General features: G+C 55.4%; 16 protein-coding genes. 7 read left to right on the top strand and 9 right to left on the bottom strand.

The genetic code is table 11. From position 1 onward, the window contains the following. Positions 1-216 precede the first annotated feature (216 nt). The 7 genes from ACYVHX_RS19250 to ACYVHX_RS19220 form a co-directional block, all read right to left on the bottom strand. Positions 217-1,395: a DUF3179 domain-containing (seleno)protein gene (locus ACYVHX_RS19250; protein WP_460673309.1), complete on the bottom strand. Its 1,179-nt coding sequence runs from the start codon at positions 1,393-1,395 to the stop codon at positions 217-219. Between the two features lie 345 nt (positions 1,396-1,740). Further along, positions 1,741-3,945: a TonB-dependent receptor family protein gene (locus ACYVHX_RS19245; RefSeq protein WP_460673308.1), complete on the bottom strand. Its 2,205-nt coding sequence runs from the start codon at positions 3,943-3,945 to the stop codon at positions 1,741-1,743. Positions 3,946-3,956: 11 nt separating this feature from the next. Next, positions 3,957-5,504: a vanadium-dependent haloperoxidase gene (locus ACYVHX_RS19240; protein WP_460673307.1), complete on the bottom strand. Its 1,548-nt coding sequence runs from the start codon at positions 5,502-5,504 to the stop codon at positions 3,957-3,959. 55 nt (positions 5,505-5,559) lie between these two features. After that, positions 5,560-6,465: a hypothetical protein gene (locus ACYVHX_RS19235; RefSeq protein WP_460673306.1), complete on the bottom strand. Its 906-nt coding sequence runs from the start codon at positions 6,463-6,465 to the stop codon at positions 5,560-5,562. A gap of 353 nt (positions 6,466-6,818) precedes the next feature. Continuing rightward, positions 6,819-7,370: a hypothetical protein gene (locus ACYVHX_RS19230; RefSeq protein ID WP_460673305.1), complete on the bottom strand. Its 552-nt coding sequence runs from the start codon at positions 7,368-7,370 to the stop codon at positions 6,819-6,821. 116 nt (positions 7,371-7,486) lie between these two features. Next, on the bottom strand, positions 7,487-8,248 hold the full coding sequence (locus ACYVHX_RS19225; RefSeq protein ID WP_460673304.1) for a hypothetical protein: 762 nt from the start codon (positions 8,246-8,248) through the stop codon (positions 7,487-7,489). 127 nt (positions 8,249-8,375) lie between these two features. Then, positions 8,376-9,839: a sodium:solute symporter gene (locus ACYVHX_RS19220; protein ID WP_460673303.1), complete on the bottom strand. Its 1,464-nt coding sequence runs from the start codon at positions 9,837-9,839 to the stop codon at positions 8,376-8,378. A gap of 134 nt (positions 9,840-9,973) precedes the next feature. Here ACYVHX_RS19220 and ACYVHX_RS19215 point away from each other — a divergent pair, with 134 nt between their 5' ends. Beyond that, positions 9,974-10,252: an ATP-dependent Clp protease adaptor ClpS gene (locus ACYVHX_RS19215; RefSeq protein ID WP_460673302.1), complete on the top strand. Its 279-nt coding sequence runs from the start codon at positions 9,974-9,976 to the stop codon at positions 10,250-10,252. A gap of 83 nt (positions 10,253-10,335) precedes the next feature. Then, positions 10,336-10,947, top strand: coding sequence for a recombination mediator RecR (recR, locus tag ACYVHX_RS19210; protein ID WP_460673301.1), 612 nt, complete (start codon positions 10,336-10,338; stop codon positions 10,945-10,947). A 116-nt stretch (positions 10,948-11,063) separates the two neighbouring features. Here recR and ACYVHX_RS19205 read toward each other — a convergent pair whose 3' ends face one another. Further along, a complete protein-coding gene (locus ACYVHX_RS19205) occupies positions 11,064-12,002 on the bottom strand; it encodes a cytochrome C (RefSeq protein ID WP_460673300.1) in 939 nt (312 codons plus the stop codon). Between the two features lie 224 nt (positions 12,003-12,226). On the opposite strand from ACYVHX_RS19205, the gene ACYVHX_RS19200 reads away from it, so the two are divergent. The 4 genes from ACYVHX_RS19200 to ACYVHX_RS19185 all read left to right on the top strand — a co-directional run bounded on the left by ACYVHX_RS19200 (position 12,227) and on the right by ACYVHX_RS19185 (position 16,888). Beyond that, positions 12,227-12,937, top strand: coding sequence for a superoxide dismutase (locus tag ACYVHX_RS19200; RefSeq protein ID WP_460673299.1), 711 nt, complete (start codon positions 12,227-12,229; stop codon positions 12,935-12,937). A 136-nt stretch (positions 12,938-13,073) separates the two neighbouring features. Then, positions 13,074-14,030, top strand: a complete 957-nt coding sequence (locus tag ACYVHX_RS19195) for an isopenicillin N synthase family dioxygenase (RefSeq protein WP_460673298.1) — start codon at positions 13,074-13,076, stop codon at positions 14,028-14,030. Between the two features lie 100 nt (positions 14,031-14,130). Beyond that, entirely contained in the window at positions 14,131-15,342 is a 1,212-nt protein-coding gene (gene chrA / locus ACYVHX_RS19190; protein WP_460673297.1) for a chromate efflux transporter, read from the top strand. A 154-nt stretch (positions 15,343-15,496) separates the two neighbouring features. Next, the gene (locus ACYVHX_RS19185; protein WP_460673296.1) at positions 15,497-16,888 is read left to right on the top strand and encodes a Gfo/Idh/MocA family protein; all 1,392 of its coding nucleotides are present in this window, start codon (positions 15,497-15,499) and stop codon (positions 16,886-16,888) included. A gap of 42 nt (positions 16,889-16,930) precedes the next feature. On the opposite strand, the gene ACYVHX_RS19180 is transcribed toward ACYVHX_RS19185, so the two are convergent. After that, a complete protein-coding gene (locus tag ACYVHX_RS19180) occupies positions 16,931-18,790 on the bottom strand; it encodes an ABC transporter ATP-binding protein (RefSeq protein ID WP_460673295.1) in 1,860 nt (619 codons plus the stop codon). A 168-nt stretch (positions 18,791-18,958) separates the two neighbouring features. Here ACYVHX_RS19180 and ACYVHX_RS19175 point away from each other — a divergent pair, with 168 nt between their 5' ends. Then, on the top strand, positions 18,959-19,438 hold the full coding sequence (locus ACYVHX_RS19175) for a low affinity iron permease family protein (RefSeq protein ID WP_460673294.1): 480 nt from the start codon (positions 18,959-18,961) through the stop codon (positions 19,436-19,438).

Below are 19,438 nucleotides of genomic sequence, written 5' to 3'. Positions count from 1 at the left end.
AACCCAGTCCGCCACCGGTATGGTTCTGGCCGATTTTTTTTAACAAACATAACCTAATTTCTCAAATGCGTGTCGGGTTTGGCCGTAATTTAGACCCGCTGGATGCGTTGCGGCCCGGTTTTTCAGGAAGCCTTCGGTTTCAAAACCGCAAAAAATAAAGGATAGCGGCATCGCCCCTATCCTTTGCAACTAGCTGTTAACCTATTCAAAAATTCGTTACAAATAGCGCGATGTACCGGCGTGAAATGTCTCCCAGGAATGCAGGTATTCCTGAGAAGCCGGAATCACGGCAAGCCGTTTGCCTTTCAGCGGGCCTTCGATGCAGACGCCTTGCCGGCTCCAGACCGAGCCGGTTTCCCGGTCCCGGAAGGTATCCGGGGCCCCAGCCGCAAAGGAGAGCGTTTTTCCATCGACCGTTCGGTTCCAGACGTGGAATGACGCGCTATCGGCCGCAACCATCAGCATCAGGGGCGTTCCGGCCAGGGTATCGTTGGTAATTTTCTGTTTCTGCAACTGATTCCAGTCGTAGGCCCGGGCGGTTTTGTTGTGCTCCACGCCCACCACCCACGATTTGGGTTGCCACGCCAGGCTGTCGCGCCGGGTGAGCGAACCTTTATTTTTGCCCCGTTCGTAGGTGGCCATCTTCTCATACGGTTTTTTGAAGGTCGTGTCGGGTTGGAGCACCAGCGTTTCGGGATGCTGCTCGGCCCAGGCGCGCAGGGTCATCTGCTCGACCGGCAGACTCGGCAGGATGTGCCCTTTCAGCGGTCCGATGATGGCTTCTCCGCTGACCTGCCGCCACCAGCTTCCGGTGGTTCGGTCTTCAAACATGGCGTTGTAATGATCCATGCCCACCAGCCGAAACGCTTCCGGCCGGTTCTCCACGAGCGGCTCAAACACCCGCCCTGTGCGGCAAACCGTGCAATACGTAATCATGACAGGCTTGCCACCGACCGTATCCCGAACCTGGTGATGGTACCCGATGAACTGAATCGGATACGCCCGCGCCTGACCGTTGACCACCAGCCCCAGCACCACCTTGTCCGTCGGCACTTTACTGCTTTTCAGATTCAGCATTACGGTTTTTTCCGGCTGGTAGAACATCTTCTCGGCCAGCAGCCGGAAGTTGAACTGGTAATAAATCATGCCGTAGCCGATCAGCAGGCCCAGCACCGTCAGTTTGTTCCACCGGCGTTTCGGATCGGTCAGCAACCGGAAGGTTGGGGCCAAAAGCAGCAGCCAGCCGATGGCCCGAATAAACCAGACGTTCTGGTGAATCCAGTAGGCAAAACTGATGGTCTCCGCTTCCTGACTCCCCGGCATGGGCATAATGAAATACACCTTTGCGATTTCCAGAGCCGCCAGCAGAAGAATCCCGACGAGGAAAGAAAGCATGCTGTTCATGGTTGACGGTTTTCGGGATACGGTTTACAGTTTTTGGTATACGGTTTTCGTTGGGCCGCCGGAACGGGCGCATTTTTGTTCGTTATTCACTATTCGCTATTTGGAATTGAATGCGTTAGTCCCAGCGGGGAACCGCACCGTAGGAGTGAAAAGAGTGTATTTCTGTTAAAGACTGGTTTTTTTAATGCATCAGTTTCCGGATGGGCAAGGCCGTGTCGAGCCGCTATTCGAGCAGGCCGGTGATTCCCGGCAAATGGTCAGGAAGCGGAATATGGGGCATCGCAATACGGTCTAAACATGAAATAAAACTGGACCAAAACCGGTCCGGTCGTCGATTTATAACTTGATTCCCACGGTCAACACCCCGGTCCGGCCGTCGGACGGCCAGATGCCCGGTCCCGGATAAAATGTCGGGCGCTTGGTAAAATAGGCGGTGTTCAGGACGTTATTGATACTGCCCCGCAGGGTGAAATGCCGGTTAATTCGCCAGGTGCCGTTCAGATCCCAGATGCCGTAAGCCGGAACGGGGCCTTTCGCGCCGTTTGGCAGCGCAACGGGCGTGTTGAGCGCATCGGAAAAGGTCTTGCTGACGTAACTGAACTGCGCCGTCAGGCTAATCGTCCGGTAGCGGGCCGTCAGTCCATTGCGGCTGGTCCAGCGCGGAGCCGACTCCACCTGGTTGCCATTGATGGTCTGGTTGTCCGTGCCGGTCGAAACGCGGGCGTTGGTGTAGTGGGCGTCAACGTAGGCCGTCGAGGTAAAACCGGTCAGCCTAAAGTGATGGGTTTTGACGACCTGCGTTTCCACCAACGCTTCAACGCCTTTCGTCTCGCTGTCGCCCACGTTGGTGCGGAAAACCGTGTTCTGGCCGGCGGCTGTGGTCAGCACCAGGCTTCCGAGCCGGTTTCGGTAGGGCAGATAAAACGCACTGACGTTGACGTGCAGGCCCTGCCAGTAGCCGTCCAGACCAATTTCCGCATTAAAACCGGTCGCATCTTTCAGGTTTTTATCCACCTGCTCGTACACGGAAGTTGGTATGATGTCCTTGAAAATCACCGGCCGATACGCCTGCGACCAGCCGCCGTAGAGTTTCAGTTCCGGACTAAACCGGTATTGGGCGTTGATGCCGAGCAGGGCAAACCGGTGGTCAATGGTGTTGGGCAACTGGAGCGGATCGTAATAACTAATCGTTCCGCGCACTTTGGTCTGGCCACTTTCCACCCGAATGCCGGGCGAAACCGTCAGTTTTGGGGTCAGGTGAAACTGGCTTTCCGCAAAAACCGCCACGTTGCTGGTGTACATGTGCAGATCGCGGCCAAAGGGCGCAACCAGGGTCAAATCGAAATCCGAACCGCTCGTCCCCCTTCCCAACTGCCGCCGGTTCAGGTCGTTGTTCATCCCCTGCACGCCCACCACGCCGGTCGCCCTCACAGTCCCGATGGAATACGTGTGCAGCAACCGCAGTTCGCTGGTGTAGCTGTGGAAGTTGTCGATATCGACCTGCCGGTTTCGGGCTTGTCCCGTGGCCCGGATCAAGGTGTCCGGCACGTTCGCCAGGGCGTCGAACATCACGCTGCTGCGGGCGCCCAGCACCGCCGACGCCAGCCCCATCAGGCGGGTCCGGTCGGTAAGCTGCCAGTCCAAGCGCAGCGACGGCACCCAGATGTCGGGGTTGAAATAATTCCGACTGCGGGTGGCCTGGCGCGGATTTTGGGCAAACATTTCCTCCGTCAGCGGCCCCGGAATGCGGTAAACGTATTCCGAACGGCCCAGTTCGGCACTCAGCCGCAACCGGCTGCTGGCCTGATACTGCAAGCTGACAAACTGCGCCTGCGAATCGGACGTGGCGTTCTGCCGGTAGCCATCCGAATGCCGCCGGTAGTAATACCCGTAGTAGGTTAGTTTGCCGACCCGCCCGCCCAGGGCATTGTAGGTGCTGCGTAACCCGTAGGAACCCACTGAATTGACGGTTTCAAACCCAAACCGGCGGGTGGTGTCGCCCGATTTGGTGACGTAATTCAGCATTCCGCCGAACTGCGCGCCGTATTGCAGGGAAGCCGTTCCGCGCACAAGTTCGATGCGATCGATGCTTTCCATTGGGGCCGAATAATGACTCGCCGGATAGCCGTACATGTCCGAATTGGTCAGAATCCCGTTCTGGCGGATGTTGTATTCCCAGGACCGGTGCGGGTCGAGGCCGCGGGTGGCAACATTCATCTGATTGCCGGTACCGTCCATGTCGTAGACGAACAATCCCGGAAGCCGCGCAAACACCTGCCGGGCGTTTTTCTCGGCGATGTTGGCGTCGATCTCGCCCAGTCGAATCACTTCACTCCGCTTCCCGCCCAGCAGGTAGGTTCCCTGCACATCGGGCAGCGCTTGGGTCGTTCCTTCCCGGTGGCCCGTTACGTTTACCTCCTCCAGCGTCCGGCTCCGCAACGTATCGGCCGCCGGTTTTGGGGATTGAGCCACACCCGCGAAGCCACTGGTTACCAGCAACGTGACACCGGCAAACGCACCAGAAATGTATTTGATCCTCATTACCGGTCTGGTTATAAGCCCGACCCATCGGCTTTCGCGCGGGTAATGGCATATTTTCCGATTTCGTTTCCAGCCTTCATGCCAACTTCGCAATCAAAGCGGTAGTGGATCAACCCGTAAATCCGCGACACCGAAGCCTCCTGAGCCTGTTTGGTAAACGTTTCAGCCTGGTCCGGAAAAAGATGGCCCAAAATAGTTGCCGCAGCGCCCGAGAACGTCGAGTGGCCGGAAGTATAGGAAGGAAAATTCGGCAAACCCACCGACGTTTTCACGCCAAACTGCTGAGGACGGGGATAATAGTAGTAGTACTTCGTATCCCAGCAAACAATGGCGGCATCCATTTGGGCGGTTCCCAGCAGGGCCAGCGTGCGCGCCATCCGAACCTCGCTGTGTTTGAGGTCGTGGCTGACGTTGGCCGCCGTGCGGTGCCAGTGACCGGGGGGCGTGTAGCTTCCGGCACCATCGGACCAGTAATTGGCCACCCGGGCCTGCTCGCGGGTCTGGTTTTTCTGAATGTTCTTCAACTCGTCCAGGTCTTTTTTAAACTCCGGACTATCGAGCGCCGGGGGTGGCACGGCCCGCAGCGTAACAACTGTTGCCGGGTTGAAATTCCACGGCAAAACCGCCCCGTAATTGGGCAGCATCGGCGGCCGAAGCGGGGTTTCCTGACTGATCCAGGCTTCCCGCAGCCCGCGCGCTTTGGCTTTTTCAATCATTCCGGCCGTCAGCGCCTGGTTGTTGGCAGCCGCCATCCCGTCGGTCCGGGCCCGGCTCATGACCTTAGCGGCCACGGCGTTGCCCAGCTCCACCCCGGCCACCAGCTCACTTTCCACGTTCATACCGGCCCACTGACGGCTTTCGCGGTGTTGTTTCAGTTTAGCTTCCAGAAACGGCACCTCACCCGGAAACATGGCTTTCAGAATCGTGACCGAAGCAGCCGCCACCACGGCATCTTCCGACGGATAGGTCGGAATGTCGGAAACGGGCAAAGCCGTTGCGATGGTCGCATCCGTTTTGGAAGGAGCGGCCCGTTTGTACTTGTATTTGTAATTCCAGGCCGTCACCAGCGCATCATACTGCGCCACGCTCAGGTAGGCCAGCGCCCGCGAGACGTAGGGCGGATTGGCAAAGGGAAATTTCGGATCGGCCAGCGGATTGGCCGCATCGGGCACCGGGTATTTGCCATCTTTGTTGTAGGCCGGCGGAATGTTGTACCGGGCCGATAGCTCGCGGGCGATTTCGTTCCAGCGGTATACGGCCCCGCTGCCCCAGTATTCCACCGCTTCCCGCTGTTCTTTCGTCAGGCCAGCCGACTTTTGCTTCAAACTGGCCAGTTCGGCAATGTACTCGGGGGAAGAAACCGCCTTCGGCTCCGCTACGGCCACGTCGTTGGCCGACGTTAGCAGATAGGTTTTCCAGGTCCCGGCTTTTTCGTCGGTCGAAACCGGCGCATAACTGTCGCGCACCGGTTCATCAATCGTTTTCGTACAGGCCGCCCATACGGCGACTGCGCTTACTACCAGAGCAATTGACTTTATGTTTTGTACGTATTTTTTCATTGGACTATTTTTTTAGGTGAGTTTGAAACCGCCTTTGAATGTTGGCCCGGTCCACTCACGCCGGTTTATTCCACACCTTGAATTGATACAACACGCCGACCATGAAGCTCGTGCTTTGCCCCACATTCCGCCCCTCGGTCACGTAGCCCACCCGGGCGTTTAGCCCAACTTTATTCGGCTGAAATTTACCGTACCAACCCACCATTGTAGACTGCATGTTGTTGGTCGGGAATGGCATGTCGTGCCGGCGGATGTAATCGCCCTGGGTGCAGGAAGACTTTTCGGCCCAGATTTCGGTCTGGAATTTTTTCCGCAGAATGCCCAGCCGCAGGCCCATGTCGTAGGCATTCGGTACGCTTACTTCGTGGGTGTTATACACGCGGTCATCGGCCTGATAGGCGTCCCGATCGATCTTGATGTTACTCCGCCACAGGTACGTTCCGTGGGCGTTGATGTAAATACCGGTAGACGGGTGTTTGTAGTTGGCAATCAGCCGCCCCGAAACGGTCCGGCACTGCAAACCGATCGACATGGGCAGAAAATCCGGCACATAATTGCCCACCGGCAGCGAAGCGCCCGCAACGGCGTGCAGCGAAAAACCGTGCGTCGATAGCACCCGGTATTTCAGCCAGCCCGACAGATCCTGGAAGCCTTTTTGGCCCAGCAGGTTTCCGGCACTGGTCTCGGTCCAGACGTAGGGCAGATTCAGGATAACATTCAGACCCTTCGCAATTCCGATGGCCGGCATCAGGGAAACGTTCTGGGTGGTGTGCGTGCCGATGTTGGAATTGGAGCGCTTGAGGGAGTTTTCCCAGTACGCGTCCCAGGTGCTTTTGCCGTACATGGCCGCGACACAAACCGAGCCTTTGCCCATGTAAATGGCGTCGTGGGGCATTTGCGCCCAGGTTTTTCCCGCAATCAAGAACGATAAAAACAGGAATGAGGCAGTAAATTTTTTCATTATAGAAAAGGTGGATACGTGTCGGAAAGACCGCATAATGAGCTTTTAAAACCGGCGACGCGTCAACTCCGGACGGCAAAACGACCGTCCGTGGCAACGCCTAGCCACCGGCAGAGATGGGTAACTGGAAATCTAGCTTAGCCTGGTGGAATCCCAAACCGGCGGTCATCGGTCACGTCTGGCGACCCTCAACCGTTCGTTTTTCCGCTGAGAGCGGTTCAATACGGTTTTTGGAACGCCAGCCGAATACGGCAGACGCAACGGTCGGCTCCGCAGAGCGGATCAACAGCCCGGATGGCAAGGAATGGCATAAATACGCGGATCTGCAAGGGTGCAAACCGGCGTATTCGGCATCAGGCAAAAAGCTCAGGGGGAGGAGAAAAAACCGGGAGACTCCGGCTCGACAGATGCGCCGTGAACGAAGGAATCCGCACGGACTTTTCGGCCCAGTCGTAGAGGAAAAACCAGGTGCGGGCGCGGCTGATGGGCGAGTATTCCTTCAGCAGCAGTTTAAGAAGGTTGTTGGCTTTTTTAGCGGTTTCGGAAGAACTGGTCGCAAACTGTTCTTTTACCAGCGAAAGCAGATCCCGCTGAAAAAACGATTTGGTTGTGTTAACGTAACCCGTGATGTGCAGCGTGTCGCCGGAAACATCCAGGTCGACAATTTCGTAAAAACTGCCCCGGTATTTGAAACCTTCCTGTTTTTGCTGCGTCAGAATGGCTTCATTAGGGTGTTTCTGCAGCGGAATCTGAAACTCAACGAGGTGATCTACCGACGAATAAACCGTCAATCGTTCCGACAGTTCGTGTTGTTCCTGCCACTGCACACTGAGCAGCACCAGCAGGTGCCCCAGCATGTGGTAAAGCAGAATAACGAATAAACCGAAGGAGATAAACCGTTTCACAACCTTTATGTTCGGCAAAATTTATTCAAAGATACAATTTTCCCAAAATCTTGCTACTTATTGTTGAAATTTTCAAGGCAAGCGGTTTTCTGCGGACGGGGTAAATACCCAAAAATTTACTGCGCAGCCAGTTGCACGGCCACGGCAAACCGGGTTGGCGCAATCGTCGGACCGCTAAAACCGCCCCCTCCTCCACCGTACATCCCCCGGCGGCCATACATACCCCCGCCGTACATACCTCCCATACCGCCCATCCCGCTCATGCTGCCGGCATCCGACGACTTGGCCTTGGGTCGCTCCGGCACGCCGGTTTCAAAACCGATGGCCAGCGGAGTGTCCGAACCCGGTTTTCCGTCGATCAGCGCCAGCGGAATGGCCAGTTGATACACCAGCCGCCCGGCTTTGTCTTCAATTTTTCCGGTGATGCCGGACGGGTCACTGCTCGCCGACACCAGCATTTCGTCTTCGGCCACCAGGTGAATCAGTTTCATGTCAATTTTGCGATCAAGCAGGTGTTTCATCATCATGCCCCGATCGGTGGGTCCGGTTTTTGGGCCCATCGACACCGGTCGCCCGGTTGCCGGATCGAGTTCTTCGGGCAGCGGAAACTGAATGCCGCGCCGGGACTTCTTCTTGCTTTTCTGATCGAGCCAGATGGTGCTGCCAAACAGCAGCGCTTTGAACTGATCCTGATCGTTGTCCAGTTGAAACGTCAGAAACAGTTTGTCGGCGTTGTTGGAAGTAACCAGGTGAATTTTAGCATTGTCAATGTAAACCTCGTTGGGTGATCCACTACCGATGCTAACCGGCTCGGCGGCAGTCCAGGTGCTTTTCACGGGTACGGTTTTTTGACCGAATGCCGCCAGGGAGCTGACCAAGGCAAGTATGGTAAATAAGGCTATGGGTTTCATCATCGAACGCATTTATACACGAAGGTACGGCTTTTCGTGGGAACTGACACTGCCCACAACCGTCAGGTTTTGAAAAGGAGACGGGGGTATTCCCCTACACCGCTACCGGGTCGGCACTAGCTTTCTTCCGCGAAACCGCCCACAGGCCCAGGAAGGTAAATAAACCGTTGAGAACCAGCCGTTCAAAACCAAATTTATAGCCGTTGAACCACTCGGCCGAATGGTTGTTGACGTAGAGGGTCAGGAAGGGCGACGCCAGACAAATCAGCGGAACCCAGCCATCGCGCACCGGACGTTGGGTAAACAGCCCGAACGCATACAAACCCAGCAGCGGCCCGTAGGTGTACCCCGCCAGATCGAAAACCGCCGTGACCACATCCTGGCTGTTGAGCTGGTTGAAGATGATGATGACGACGAAAAACAGGACCGAAAAACCGATGTGCACCCAGTGCTTGATCGTCGCCCGCTCGGTTTCGGGCCGCCCTTCCACGTTCATGAAGTCGATGCAGAAGGAAGTGGTCAGGGCCGTCAGGGCGGAGTCGGAACTGGCGTAGGTAGCCGCCGTAATGCCCAGCAAAAACGTGATGCCGACCACCATGCCAAAGTGATCGAGGGCCAGCATGGGGTACAAATCGTCGGTTTTGGCGGGCGTTGCAATCCCCTTCGAATTGGCGTAGATGTAGAGCAACGCGCCCAGGGACAGAAACAGGAATACGACAATGGCGAACGTTACCGTAAACCAGAGCATATTTTTCTGGGCTTCGCCGATGTTCTTGCAGGTCAGGTTTTTCTGCATCAGATCCTGGTCCAGACCGGTCATGACAATGGCGATGAACACGCCGGAGATAAACTGTTTAAAGAAGTTTTTCGGATCGTTGGCATCCCAGAAAAAGATTTGGGAGTAATCGCTCTGGGCCACCGTCGACACCATTTCACCGAAGCCCAGGCCCAATTGCCGCGAAATCAGAATGATCGTCAACACCACGGCCGTCACCAGAAACGTTGTCTGGAGCGTATCGGTGACGATGATGGTTTTCACTCCGCCCTTGAACGTGTAGAGCCAGATCAGCAGAATGGTAATGGCCACCGAAACCTCGAACGGAATGCTGAAGCTGTTGAAAATGGCGATCTGGAGCACCCCGGCCGCAATGTACAGCCGGATGGCCGAGCCCACCGTACGGGCCAGCAGAAAAAAACCGGCCCCGGTTTTGTACGACCAGAACCCGAAGCGTTTTTCGAGGTAGCCGTAAATCGAAATCAGGTTCATCCGGTAATACAGGGGCATCAAAACCGTGGCGATGACGTAGTACCCCACCACATTGCCCAGAATGACCTGAAAATAGGAAAACGCCTTGCCGCCCACGGCGCCGGGAACCGAAATAAACGTAACGCCCGACAGGGAGGTCCCAATCATGGCGAATGCAACCAAATACCAGGGCGTCTGTCGGTTAGCCGTAAAAAACGTATTCGTATCGGCTCCCCTGGCGGTATACCAGGAAACCAGAATGAGCATGGCAAAGTAGGCTACCAGTATTGTTAACGCGATGTTGGGATTCATACCGCCTGGGGCAACTTTTTAGGTAAACAATGGGTTATTCTTCTGGGAGGTTTTGTTGGTCCACGACTTTCATAAAACGTGGCAAAAGCGGCCAAAATTTCGTAAATTTGCAATCAAACAAGAAATTTCGTGTAATGCAACCGTTCGAAGAAAACGACGTTGAAGTCCTGGAGGAAGTCATTGAAACCGACCTGTTTAATCTGGTAGTTTTTAATGATGATGTAAATTCGTTCGATCACGTCATCGAAACCCTCATCGATGTTTGTGAGCATACCCCCGAGCAGGCCGAACAATGCACGATCATCATTCATTACAAAGGCAAATGCCGGGTTAAAAATGGTTCGTGGGAAGAGCTGGTTCCGAAACGCAACGAAATCTGCCGCCGGGGCATTTCCGCGGAAGTCTTAAAATAAATGATGAAGGATGACGGGGCCGCCCGCGCGGTTATTGCGTCAGCCCATTCATACCTCATCCTTCCTAACTCATCCTTATCTGAATGGAGTTCCCTTCCAAATTAATAGAAGACGCGGTCAATGAAGTGGCGAAGTTGCCGGGCATTGGCAAAAAAACCGCCCTGCGGCTGGTGTTGCACCTGTTGAAACGGGATGAAGAACAAACGCAGAGTCTGGCCGACACGCTGGTGGCCATGCGGTCGAAGGTGAAACACTGCCGGAAGTGCCACAACCTGTCGGACAACGACTTGTGCAGCATCTGCGCCAGTCACAAGCGCGACCGTTCGCTGATCTGCGTCGTCGAAGATACGCGCGACGTACTGGCCATCGAGAACACGGCGCAGTACAAGGGCATGTACCACGTCCTGGGGGGCATCATTTCGCCCATCGAAGGCGTGGGCCCCAGCGACCTGAAAATTGATTCGCTGGTCGAACGGCTCCGGAACCCGGACAGTGACGCCATCAAAGAAATCATTCTGGCCCTCAGTCCCACGATGGAGGGCGACACCACGGCTTTTTACCTTCAGAAAAAACTAAAGGCGTTTCCCGTCAAAATTTCGACCATCGCCCGGGGCGTTCCCATCGGCGGTGATCTGGAATACGCCGACGAGGTGACGCTGGGCCGCAGCATCCTCAGCCGGATTACGTACGAATAGTCATGCGGCAAAAAACCGCAGCCGAACAGACAATCCACCGGGTTGTCTGTTTTTTTATGAACCGCTTATGACCGGTTTTTCCGAAAAACCCGAAATTCATACGGCATCGCTTCGGATTATTTCCCCGCGCTGAAAACCGCCACCGTATTCCGCACGGGCTTCACGGTTTTTAAATAATCATAAATGGCGCCCAAATCCTGCTCCGACATTCCGGCGTACATCGACCAGGGCATCACCGTGTTGAAACCGCTCCCCACTTCGGGGGCTTTAAACGTGGCCGGGTCGTAGGTTTTGAAGCGTTGAATGAAGTCCGCTTTGGTCCACGTCCCAATGCCGGTTTCCGGGTCGGGGGTGATGTTGGCCGTGCGCAGCGTACCGGTTTTCAGCACGATTTCGGTGCCACCCGCAAAGGCGGCTTTTTTGGCCAGACCGCCCATCGCCCGTTTCGTGTGGCAATCGGCGCAGCCCGCCATCGTGACCAGATACCGGCCGTAATCGACGCTATTTTTTTCCGTTGGCCTGGGCTGAAACCGTGCTTTGTGCGGCATCATTCTCATCGCCAGTTTCAGCGGAGTACTGGGTTTGGAGGCTGGTACCACGTTTTCGACCGGTTCCAGCGTACGTAAATAGGCCAGGATGGCGGTGGCATCGTTTTCGTCCATTTTTCCGTAGTTCGCGTACGGCATCAACGGAAACAACGGTTTTCCATTTTTGGAAACGCCGGCCGTCATCGCCAGCAACAGCTCGGTATCGCTCCAGTTTTTCAGGGCAAATGGCGTGATGTTTCTGGCGTAGTATGTTCCGGGCAGCCCGTAATTTTTGCCAAACTCTTCACCCCCGGCGCCCCAGGTTCCCGGCACCACCGGCCCCGCCAGCCGGCTGTAATCCCGTTTGGAGTGGCAGTCCAGACAGACGGCAACGTGATGGGTTAAGTACCGGCCCCGTTCCAGTAGAGCGGGTGAAGCCGAAAAAGAAACCGTCCGGATACGACCCGTTTCGGGCGAATAGGCTTTGGGATGCACACAACAGCTAACGACGACCGCGAGGGTTGCCATTAGCAGAGAGGAAAAACGGTTCATGTCCGGCGTTGTTTACTGGTGCGCAAAAGTAGCCAACTTTGTTGATTCGCCCGTCAACCGATGGCGGCTCTTGTGCGAACGGAAACCGGTTTGGGCGTCAATTGTTACGAAAAAGTCGCTTTCTTTGCGCCGAGCGAAAACATTGCCGATTCGGGCGTGTTTTTCAACAAACCAAGTATCTCACCTCAAACCATTTGGATATGAATCGCGCTGATTTTTTAAAACTGGCTTTTGGCACCGCCCTCACCCTGAAGTCCTTGCAGTCGTCAGCAGTTGCCGGACTCACCCAGGCCGAAGGTCCGTTCAAGCTGCCCCCCCTGCCGTTCGACGCGGGCGCGCTGGAACCGCACATCGACAAGCAAACGATGGAAATTCACCACGGCAAACACCACAAGGCGTATGTCGATAACCTGAACAAAGCGGTGGCCGGTTCGGCCATGGCGTCGCTGTCGATCGACGAACTCGTGAAGAAAATTGACGGCAGCACCCCGGCCGCCGTGCGCAACAACGGTGGCGGTCACTGGAATCACACCTTCTTCTGGAACATACTGGGGGCCAGCGGTGGCAAACAACCCACCGGCAACCTGGCCGATGCCATCAACAAGAAATTCGGCTCCTTCGATAAGTTCAAGGAAGAATTTGGCAAGGCAGCAGCGAGCCGGTTTGGCTCGGGCTGGGCGTGGCTGATCGTGAGCGGCAAAGACATCGAGATCGTTTCGACGCCGAATCAGGACAACACGCTGATGGCGCTGGCGGAGAAAAAAGGCACCCCGGTTTTGGGGCTGGACGTATGGGAACATGCCTACTACCTGAAGTACCAAAACCGCCGTCCCGATTACGTAACGGCTTTCTGGAACGTAGTTAATTGGGGCAAGGTCAATGAGTTATACAATGGTGCCATGAAGGCATAAACAGGCGAATCAGGCTTTCAGGTATACCGGTTTTCGGAGGGTTTGCACCAGTCGGTTTGGCAGCCTTCCGAAAAAACCGGTATACCTGAAAGCCTTTTTTACTAATTTAGCGTAGACACGAAAGCGCATCAACACCATGAGTGAGATTTTATATGACCAAATTCCGTCGCTGGACCTGGCCGATTTCCAGTCCAGCGATCCGGAACGGAAGGCAAATTTTGTCCGGGATTTAGGATCGGCGTTTACCAACATCGGTTTTGTGGCCATTAAAAACCACGGCCTGACCGATGAGCTGACGGACAATTTATACCACTCGGTCAAAGATTTTTTCTCCGCCGAAAGCGCCACCAAGCAGCAGTACGAATTTCCGGAACTGCACGGTCAACGGGGTTACGTCGGCAAAAACAAAGAAACGGCCAAAGGCTTCAAAGTCGCCGACCTGAAGGAGTTTTACCACATTGGCCAGCCGGAACCCATCAACGGCATGCCGGAAAATATCTTCCCCGACGAGTTTCCGGCGTTTAAAGAAAACACCCTGACCACCTACCGAACCCTGGAAAATGCGGGCCGGACGCTGTTGCGGGCCATTGCGCTGTACCTGGAACTGCCGGAGGCTTATTTTGAAGACAAGGTGGCGCACGGCGACAGCATTCTGCGGGCCATTCATTATTTCCCGCTGAATCCGGACGTGGTGCCGGAAGGGGCGGTTCGGGCCGCGGCCCACGGCGACATCAACCTGATTACACTGCTGATGGGCGCCAGCGCCGAAGGGCTGGAAGTGCTGCGTCGCGATGGCAAATGGATTCCGATTACGGCCCTGCCGGATCAGGTGATTGTCAATGTGGGCGACATGCTCGACCGGCTGACGAACCACAAACTGAAATCGACGATTCACCGCGTGGTAAATCCGCCCCGTGAAAAGATGAACAGCCCCCGGTATTCGATTCCGTTTTTCATGCACCCCCGGGGCGATATGAATCTGACGTGTCTTAAAAGCTGCGTTTCGACCGACCATCCGAAAATTTACGAAGACATGACGGCCGGGGCTTTTCTGGACGAACGGCTGCGCGAACTCGGTTTGAAAAAGGATTGATATAATTCGATTAACCGGTTCCGTTTTGTTGCATCGTGATACGATGTTTGTACGGTAGTACCTGTCTGATCACGATGCAGCAGAACTAAGAATTTCGTGTATGGCCTCTTACCTTCCTACGCTCCCTCCTATCGCTCCGGTAAGGCGCATACGCTATTTTATTTTCCTCAAAGATGTCTTGATTCTGGCCTGTACGTCGTTCGGGGGGCCGCAGGTTCACCTGGCGATGATGCTCGACCGGTTTGTGACCAAACGACGCTACCTGAGCGAAGCGGATCTGATGGAGCTGAACGCCCTTTGCCAGGTGCTGCCGGGTCCGACATCGACCCAAACCATTACGGCCCTGGGTTTTAAAGTTGGTGGCCCGAACCTGGCTTACCTGACGGTGATCGTCTGGGCGTTCCCGAGCGTGCTGATCATGACGCTGGCCGGTATTGGCATTTACTACGTCCAGCAAAACGCCATTTCGCTGAATTTCACCCGGTTTATCCAGCCGATGGCCGTTGGCTTCCTGATCGTGGCCGGGTACCGGATTGCCCGCAAGGTGGTTCACAATCAAATGGGCGTTGCGCTGGCAACGGTTTCGGCGCTGGTTGCCTACTCCTTTCCGTCCCCGTACATCACCCCCGCCGTGCTCGTCGCGGGCGGTTTTGCCACGGCTTTTTTTTACAAAAAGCAGGAGATGATGGACAAAGCGCCCTTCAACATTCAATGGGCCAACTTCTTTCTCTGGATTGGCGTCCTGATCGTGGCGGCTGCCCTCGGGGCGGTTACCAAATGGCTCCCCCTGCGTTTGTTTGAGAACTTTTACCGCAACGGCAGCCTGGTGTTCGGCGGAGGACAGGTGCTGACGCCTATGCTTTACAACGAGTTCGTCGAGTTCAAGCACTACCTCAGTCGGCAGGAGTTTTTGTCGGGGCTGGCCATTGTGCAGGTAACGCCGGGACCGAACTTCTCGTTTGCTTCCTACATCGGCCTGTTGTCGATGCGCAACGACGGGCTGAGTGGTCAGCTTCTTGGTGGTTTGGCGGCCACCGCCGGTATTTTTCTGCCCGGCACGTTTCTGATCTTCTTCGTCTACCGGTTCTGGAACCAGCTCAAACGCTACCGGGCCGTTCGGGCGTCGCTCGAAGGCATCAATGCCGCCAGCACCGGCCTGACAGCCTCAGCCGCAATTTCATTTTTTCAGCCGATGGCCGAAAACTGGCTGTCGGTTGTCGTGGTGGTGATGACCATTCTGCTGCTGGAGTTTTCAAAAATACCGCCCTATTTGCTGATCATCGCCGGTCTGTTCCTCGGTTTTCTGGCCTAGTGCCAGTCATGTAGTTTCTGACCGGTTTTCGGCGGAGTTTCCAAAACCGTCTTTTCTGTTTTTCATTCCGGGCCTGTATCTGGGTTTTCCGGCCGATAACAAACAATCCGCTAAAACGATCGGTTGCCCAACGTAGAGCATTGAACTCAACGTTATGAAACAACTGGATCAGTTTATGGACTGGCTGCATCACCCGGTTTCGGGCGAGGTGTCGCGTCAGCAGTTTTTACAGTGGGCCGGACGGGGTCTTGCCACCGGCGTAGTGGGCGGCATGGCCGCTTCCTGCCGGAACAGCCAGGCTCCTGCGCGTTCCCAGTCAACCGTTTATACCGCACCGGATGGCGCCCGCGTGCCCTCCTCGCCCTGGGAAACTCCCCCGGCCAAAGTACCCGAAAAACCGGAAGAACCCATCCAGCTGGAAGAATGGAAGGCCAAAACCGAACGGGAAACCGAAACCCCGGCTCCGTTGCCGGACGACCAGCGCGTTGGTTACGCCATTGTCGGGCTGGGCCATTTATCGCTCGACGAAATTTTACCGGCTTTTGGTCAATGCCGGAAATCGAAAGTCATGGCGCTGGTCAGCGGCAGTCCGGAGAAGATGCGAAAAGCGGCCCAACAATACGGCATCAAATCCGAGAACTGCTACAGCTATCAGGATTACGACAAACTGAAGGATAACCAGGCGGTGCAGGCGATTTATATCGTGTTGCCCAACTCCATGCACGCCGAATACACCATTCGCGGAGCGCAGGCGGGCAAACACATTCTGTGCGAAAAACCGATGGCGAATTCCGTCGGCGAGTGTCAGGCCATGATCGACGCCTGTAAAAAGGCGGACCGAAAACTGATGGTGGCCTATCGGATTCAGTATGAGCCGAATAACCGGATGATTCGGCAACTGGTACAGGACAAGAAATACGGAACGGTAAAATTCATTGAAGCCGTTAACAACCAGAATTCGGCCAATCCGCAGCACTGGCGGCACATCAAAGCCCTGGCTGGCGGGGGCGCACTGCCCGATATTGGTTTGTACTGCCTGAATACCATCCGGTTTTTGCTGGGCGAGGAGCCCACCGAAGTCTTTGCCTATCAATACAGTACGCCCGGCGACGCCCGGTTTCGGGAAGTGGAAGAACTGATGTCGTGGCAGATGAAATTTCCCAGTGGTGTGCACGCCAACTGCGCGACGCATTACGGTGTTCACGAAGCCCGGCGCTACCGGGTTTACGGCGAGCGGGGCTGGATGGAACTGTCGCCCGCATTTCCGTACAAAGGAATTCAGATGCAAACGTCGTACGCCGAAGGCAAGATTGAACATACGGAACAACCGAAGCTGACGGAAAAGAATCAGTTTGCGACCGAAATGGATCACTTTTCGGACTGCATCCGGCAAAACCAGCAACCGTTTACGCCCGGCGAAGAAGGCTTGCAGGATCAGCGGATTATGGAGGCCATCTACCAGTCAGCGAAGGAAAACCGCCCGGTGAAACTCCCCGAAATCACGAAAAAAGACGCTTTTCGGGGACCAATGCCGAAGGAAAGCTGAAAATCATCACCCAGATAAAGGCTTCATTTGTCTGGGTGATGTTTACTGATACCCCCGCGCCTGCAACTGAAACAGTTCGGCGTAGCGGCCGGCTTTTTCGAGCAATTCGTTGTGGCTGCCGATTTCCAGCAATTGCCCGTTTTCCAGGACCAGAATCCGGTCGGCCATGCGAACGGTCGAAAACCGGTGGGAGATGATGACGGCGGCTTTGCCTTCGGTCAGTCGGGCAAACCGCTGAAAAACCTCGTACTCGGCGCGGGCATCCAGAGCCGCCGTCGGTTCGTCCAGAATCAGCACCTGCGCATCGCGCATGTACGCCCGGCCCAGCGCCACTTTCTGCCATTCTCCGCCCGACAGTTCAACGCCTTTGCCAAAACTCCGGCCAAGCTGCTGTTCGTACCCGCCCGGTAATTTGGCAATCACGGTATCGGCCAGGCTGCGTTCCGCCGAATTTTCAATCCGGGGCTGGTTGGTGCGTTCGTCGATGTCGCCCACGGCAATGTTCACGCCCGCCGACATCTTAAAGCGGACGTAATCCTGGAAAATGACGCTGATGTTCCGGCGCAGTTCGAGCAGGTCGTACTCGCGGAGGTCGCGCCCATCGAGCAGAATCCGGCCTTCGGCGGGGTCGTAAAGCCGGGCCAGCAGTTTTACCAGGGTTGTTTTTCCCGCGCCATTTTCGCCCACCAGCGCCAGCTTTTCACCCGGTTTTAGCGAAAAACTCAGGTTGCGAAGCGCCCAGCGCTCGGAATTGGTGTATTTAAACCCGACATTCTCAAACACGAAACCGCTCTGAATTTTTGCCGGAAACGGCAGTGGTTTTGCCGTGGAATGAATGAGCGGTTTGATCTCAAAAAAATCGAATAGATCCTGCAAATAAACCGCTTCCTGCGTCAAGCTGCTGAATTGCAGCAGGATCCCTTCCATCGACGAACGCAGTTGGCGGAACGAACCGGCCAGAAACGTCAGGTCACCGATGGAAATGGTTCCGCCGACCGCCCGGGCGACAATCCAGACATACGCCCCGTAATAGCCAACGGTTCCAATCATCGTGAGCGCCGTTCCCCAGCCCGCCCGCCGGATGGCCAGCGACCGGTTTTTCCGGTAATACTCCCAGGATAAGGTCCGAAACCGGTCGATCAGAAAATTCGACAGCCCGAAGATTTTCACTTCTTTGGCGGTTTCATCGCTCGCGCCCACAAACCGCAAATAATCGAGTTCGCGCCGTTCGGGCGTCCAGCTTCGCGACAGCGAATAGCTTTTCTGATTAAAGTAATTATCGCCAATAAACGCCGGAATGACGGCCAGCAGCAACAGCAGCAGCAGCCAGGGGTTGTAAACCGCCAGACCAGCGGCCAGAAACGCAATCGAGATCAACTCCTGCACCTGGCCGAAAACGCCGGACAGCAGAAACGACCGACCGGTGGTCTGGCGCCGGGCGCGTTCGAGTTTGTCGTAAAACGTGGCGTCTTCGAACTGCTCCAGATCAAGCGTGGCTGCGTGTTCCATCAGCCTGACGGACGTACGGTTCGTAACCAGATCCCCCAGCAAACCGTCGATCAGGCTGGTGAGCCGCCCCAGAGCCGTTGCCAGAATGGCGAGCCCGAATTCAGCCGCCACCAGCGTCCAGAGCCAGTTGGTGTCGGTTCCGGGCTGGTTCGACAGGCGAATGACTTCATCAATGATCAGTTTGCCAATGTAGAGCGTCAGGGCCGGCATTGCAGCCCGGACCAGTCGCACGGCGGCATTCCCCAGAAATAAACCGGGTGACGCCTGCCAGATCATCCTGAAAAAGGCAGGCAGATTCCGAAGCGCCGAAAACCGGTCTTTCCACGAAAGTTCCGTTTTTTCCGCATCACGGTTTACGCGCCCGGGAAAGTCGGGGACTGGAGATTTTGCCATACCTTAATACACCGGCCCCGCGGAATTGGTTCTCTGCCGGATCGGGATCAGTGTCTGACCGAAACAGGGTTTAATAAGATCTTAATGAGAACGACTAGCTAAATCCTGATTTTAACTGTTGTTTTAACAGCGCCAGCAGGCAGCTGGTACGATATCGCAGCATTCAACATGAAAAAGAAAGGGTTCACCGCCGTTTTTGAACATTTTTCAACCGCTGTCACCAAAGCGACCGGCACTTCAACAGCTTTTTTACTGGCTTTGGTTACCATCCTCGTCTGGTTGATTACCGGCCCGGTTTTTCACTATTCCGATACCTGGCAGTTGATCATCAATACCGGCACGACCATCATTACGTTTCTGATGGTTTTTCTGATCCAGAAGTCGCAGAACAAGGATTCGATGGCCATTCAACTCAAACTGAATGAGCTCATTGCCGCTCACGACGGGGCCAGCAACCGCCTGCTGAATATCGAAGATTTATCGGAGGAAGAACTTCGGGCGCTGCATCGCTACTTCACCATTCTGGTTGAACGGTCGAAAAAAGACGAAAAAATAACGGCTTCACACTCGGTGGAAGAAGCGGAAGAACGCCATCAGGAGAAGCTGGAAACCCAGAAGGCTAAACCCCGCAAAAAAAAGCACGCTTAG

The organism is Larkinella ripae (assembly GCF_054780775.1).
This window is presented reverse-complemented; position numbering and strand designations above follow the sequence as displayed.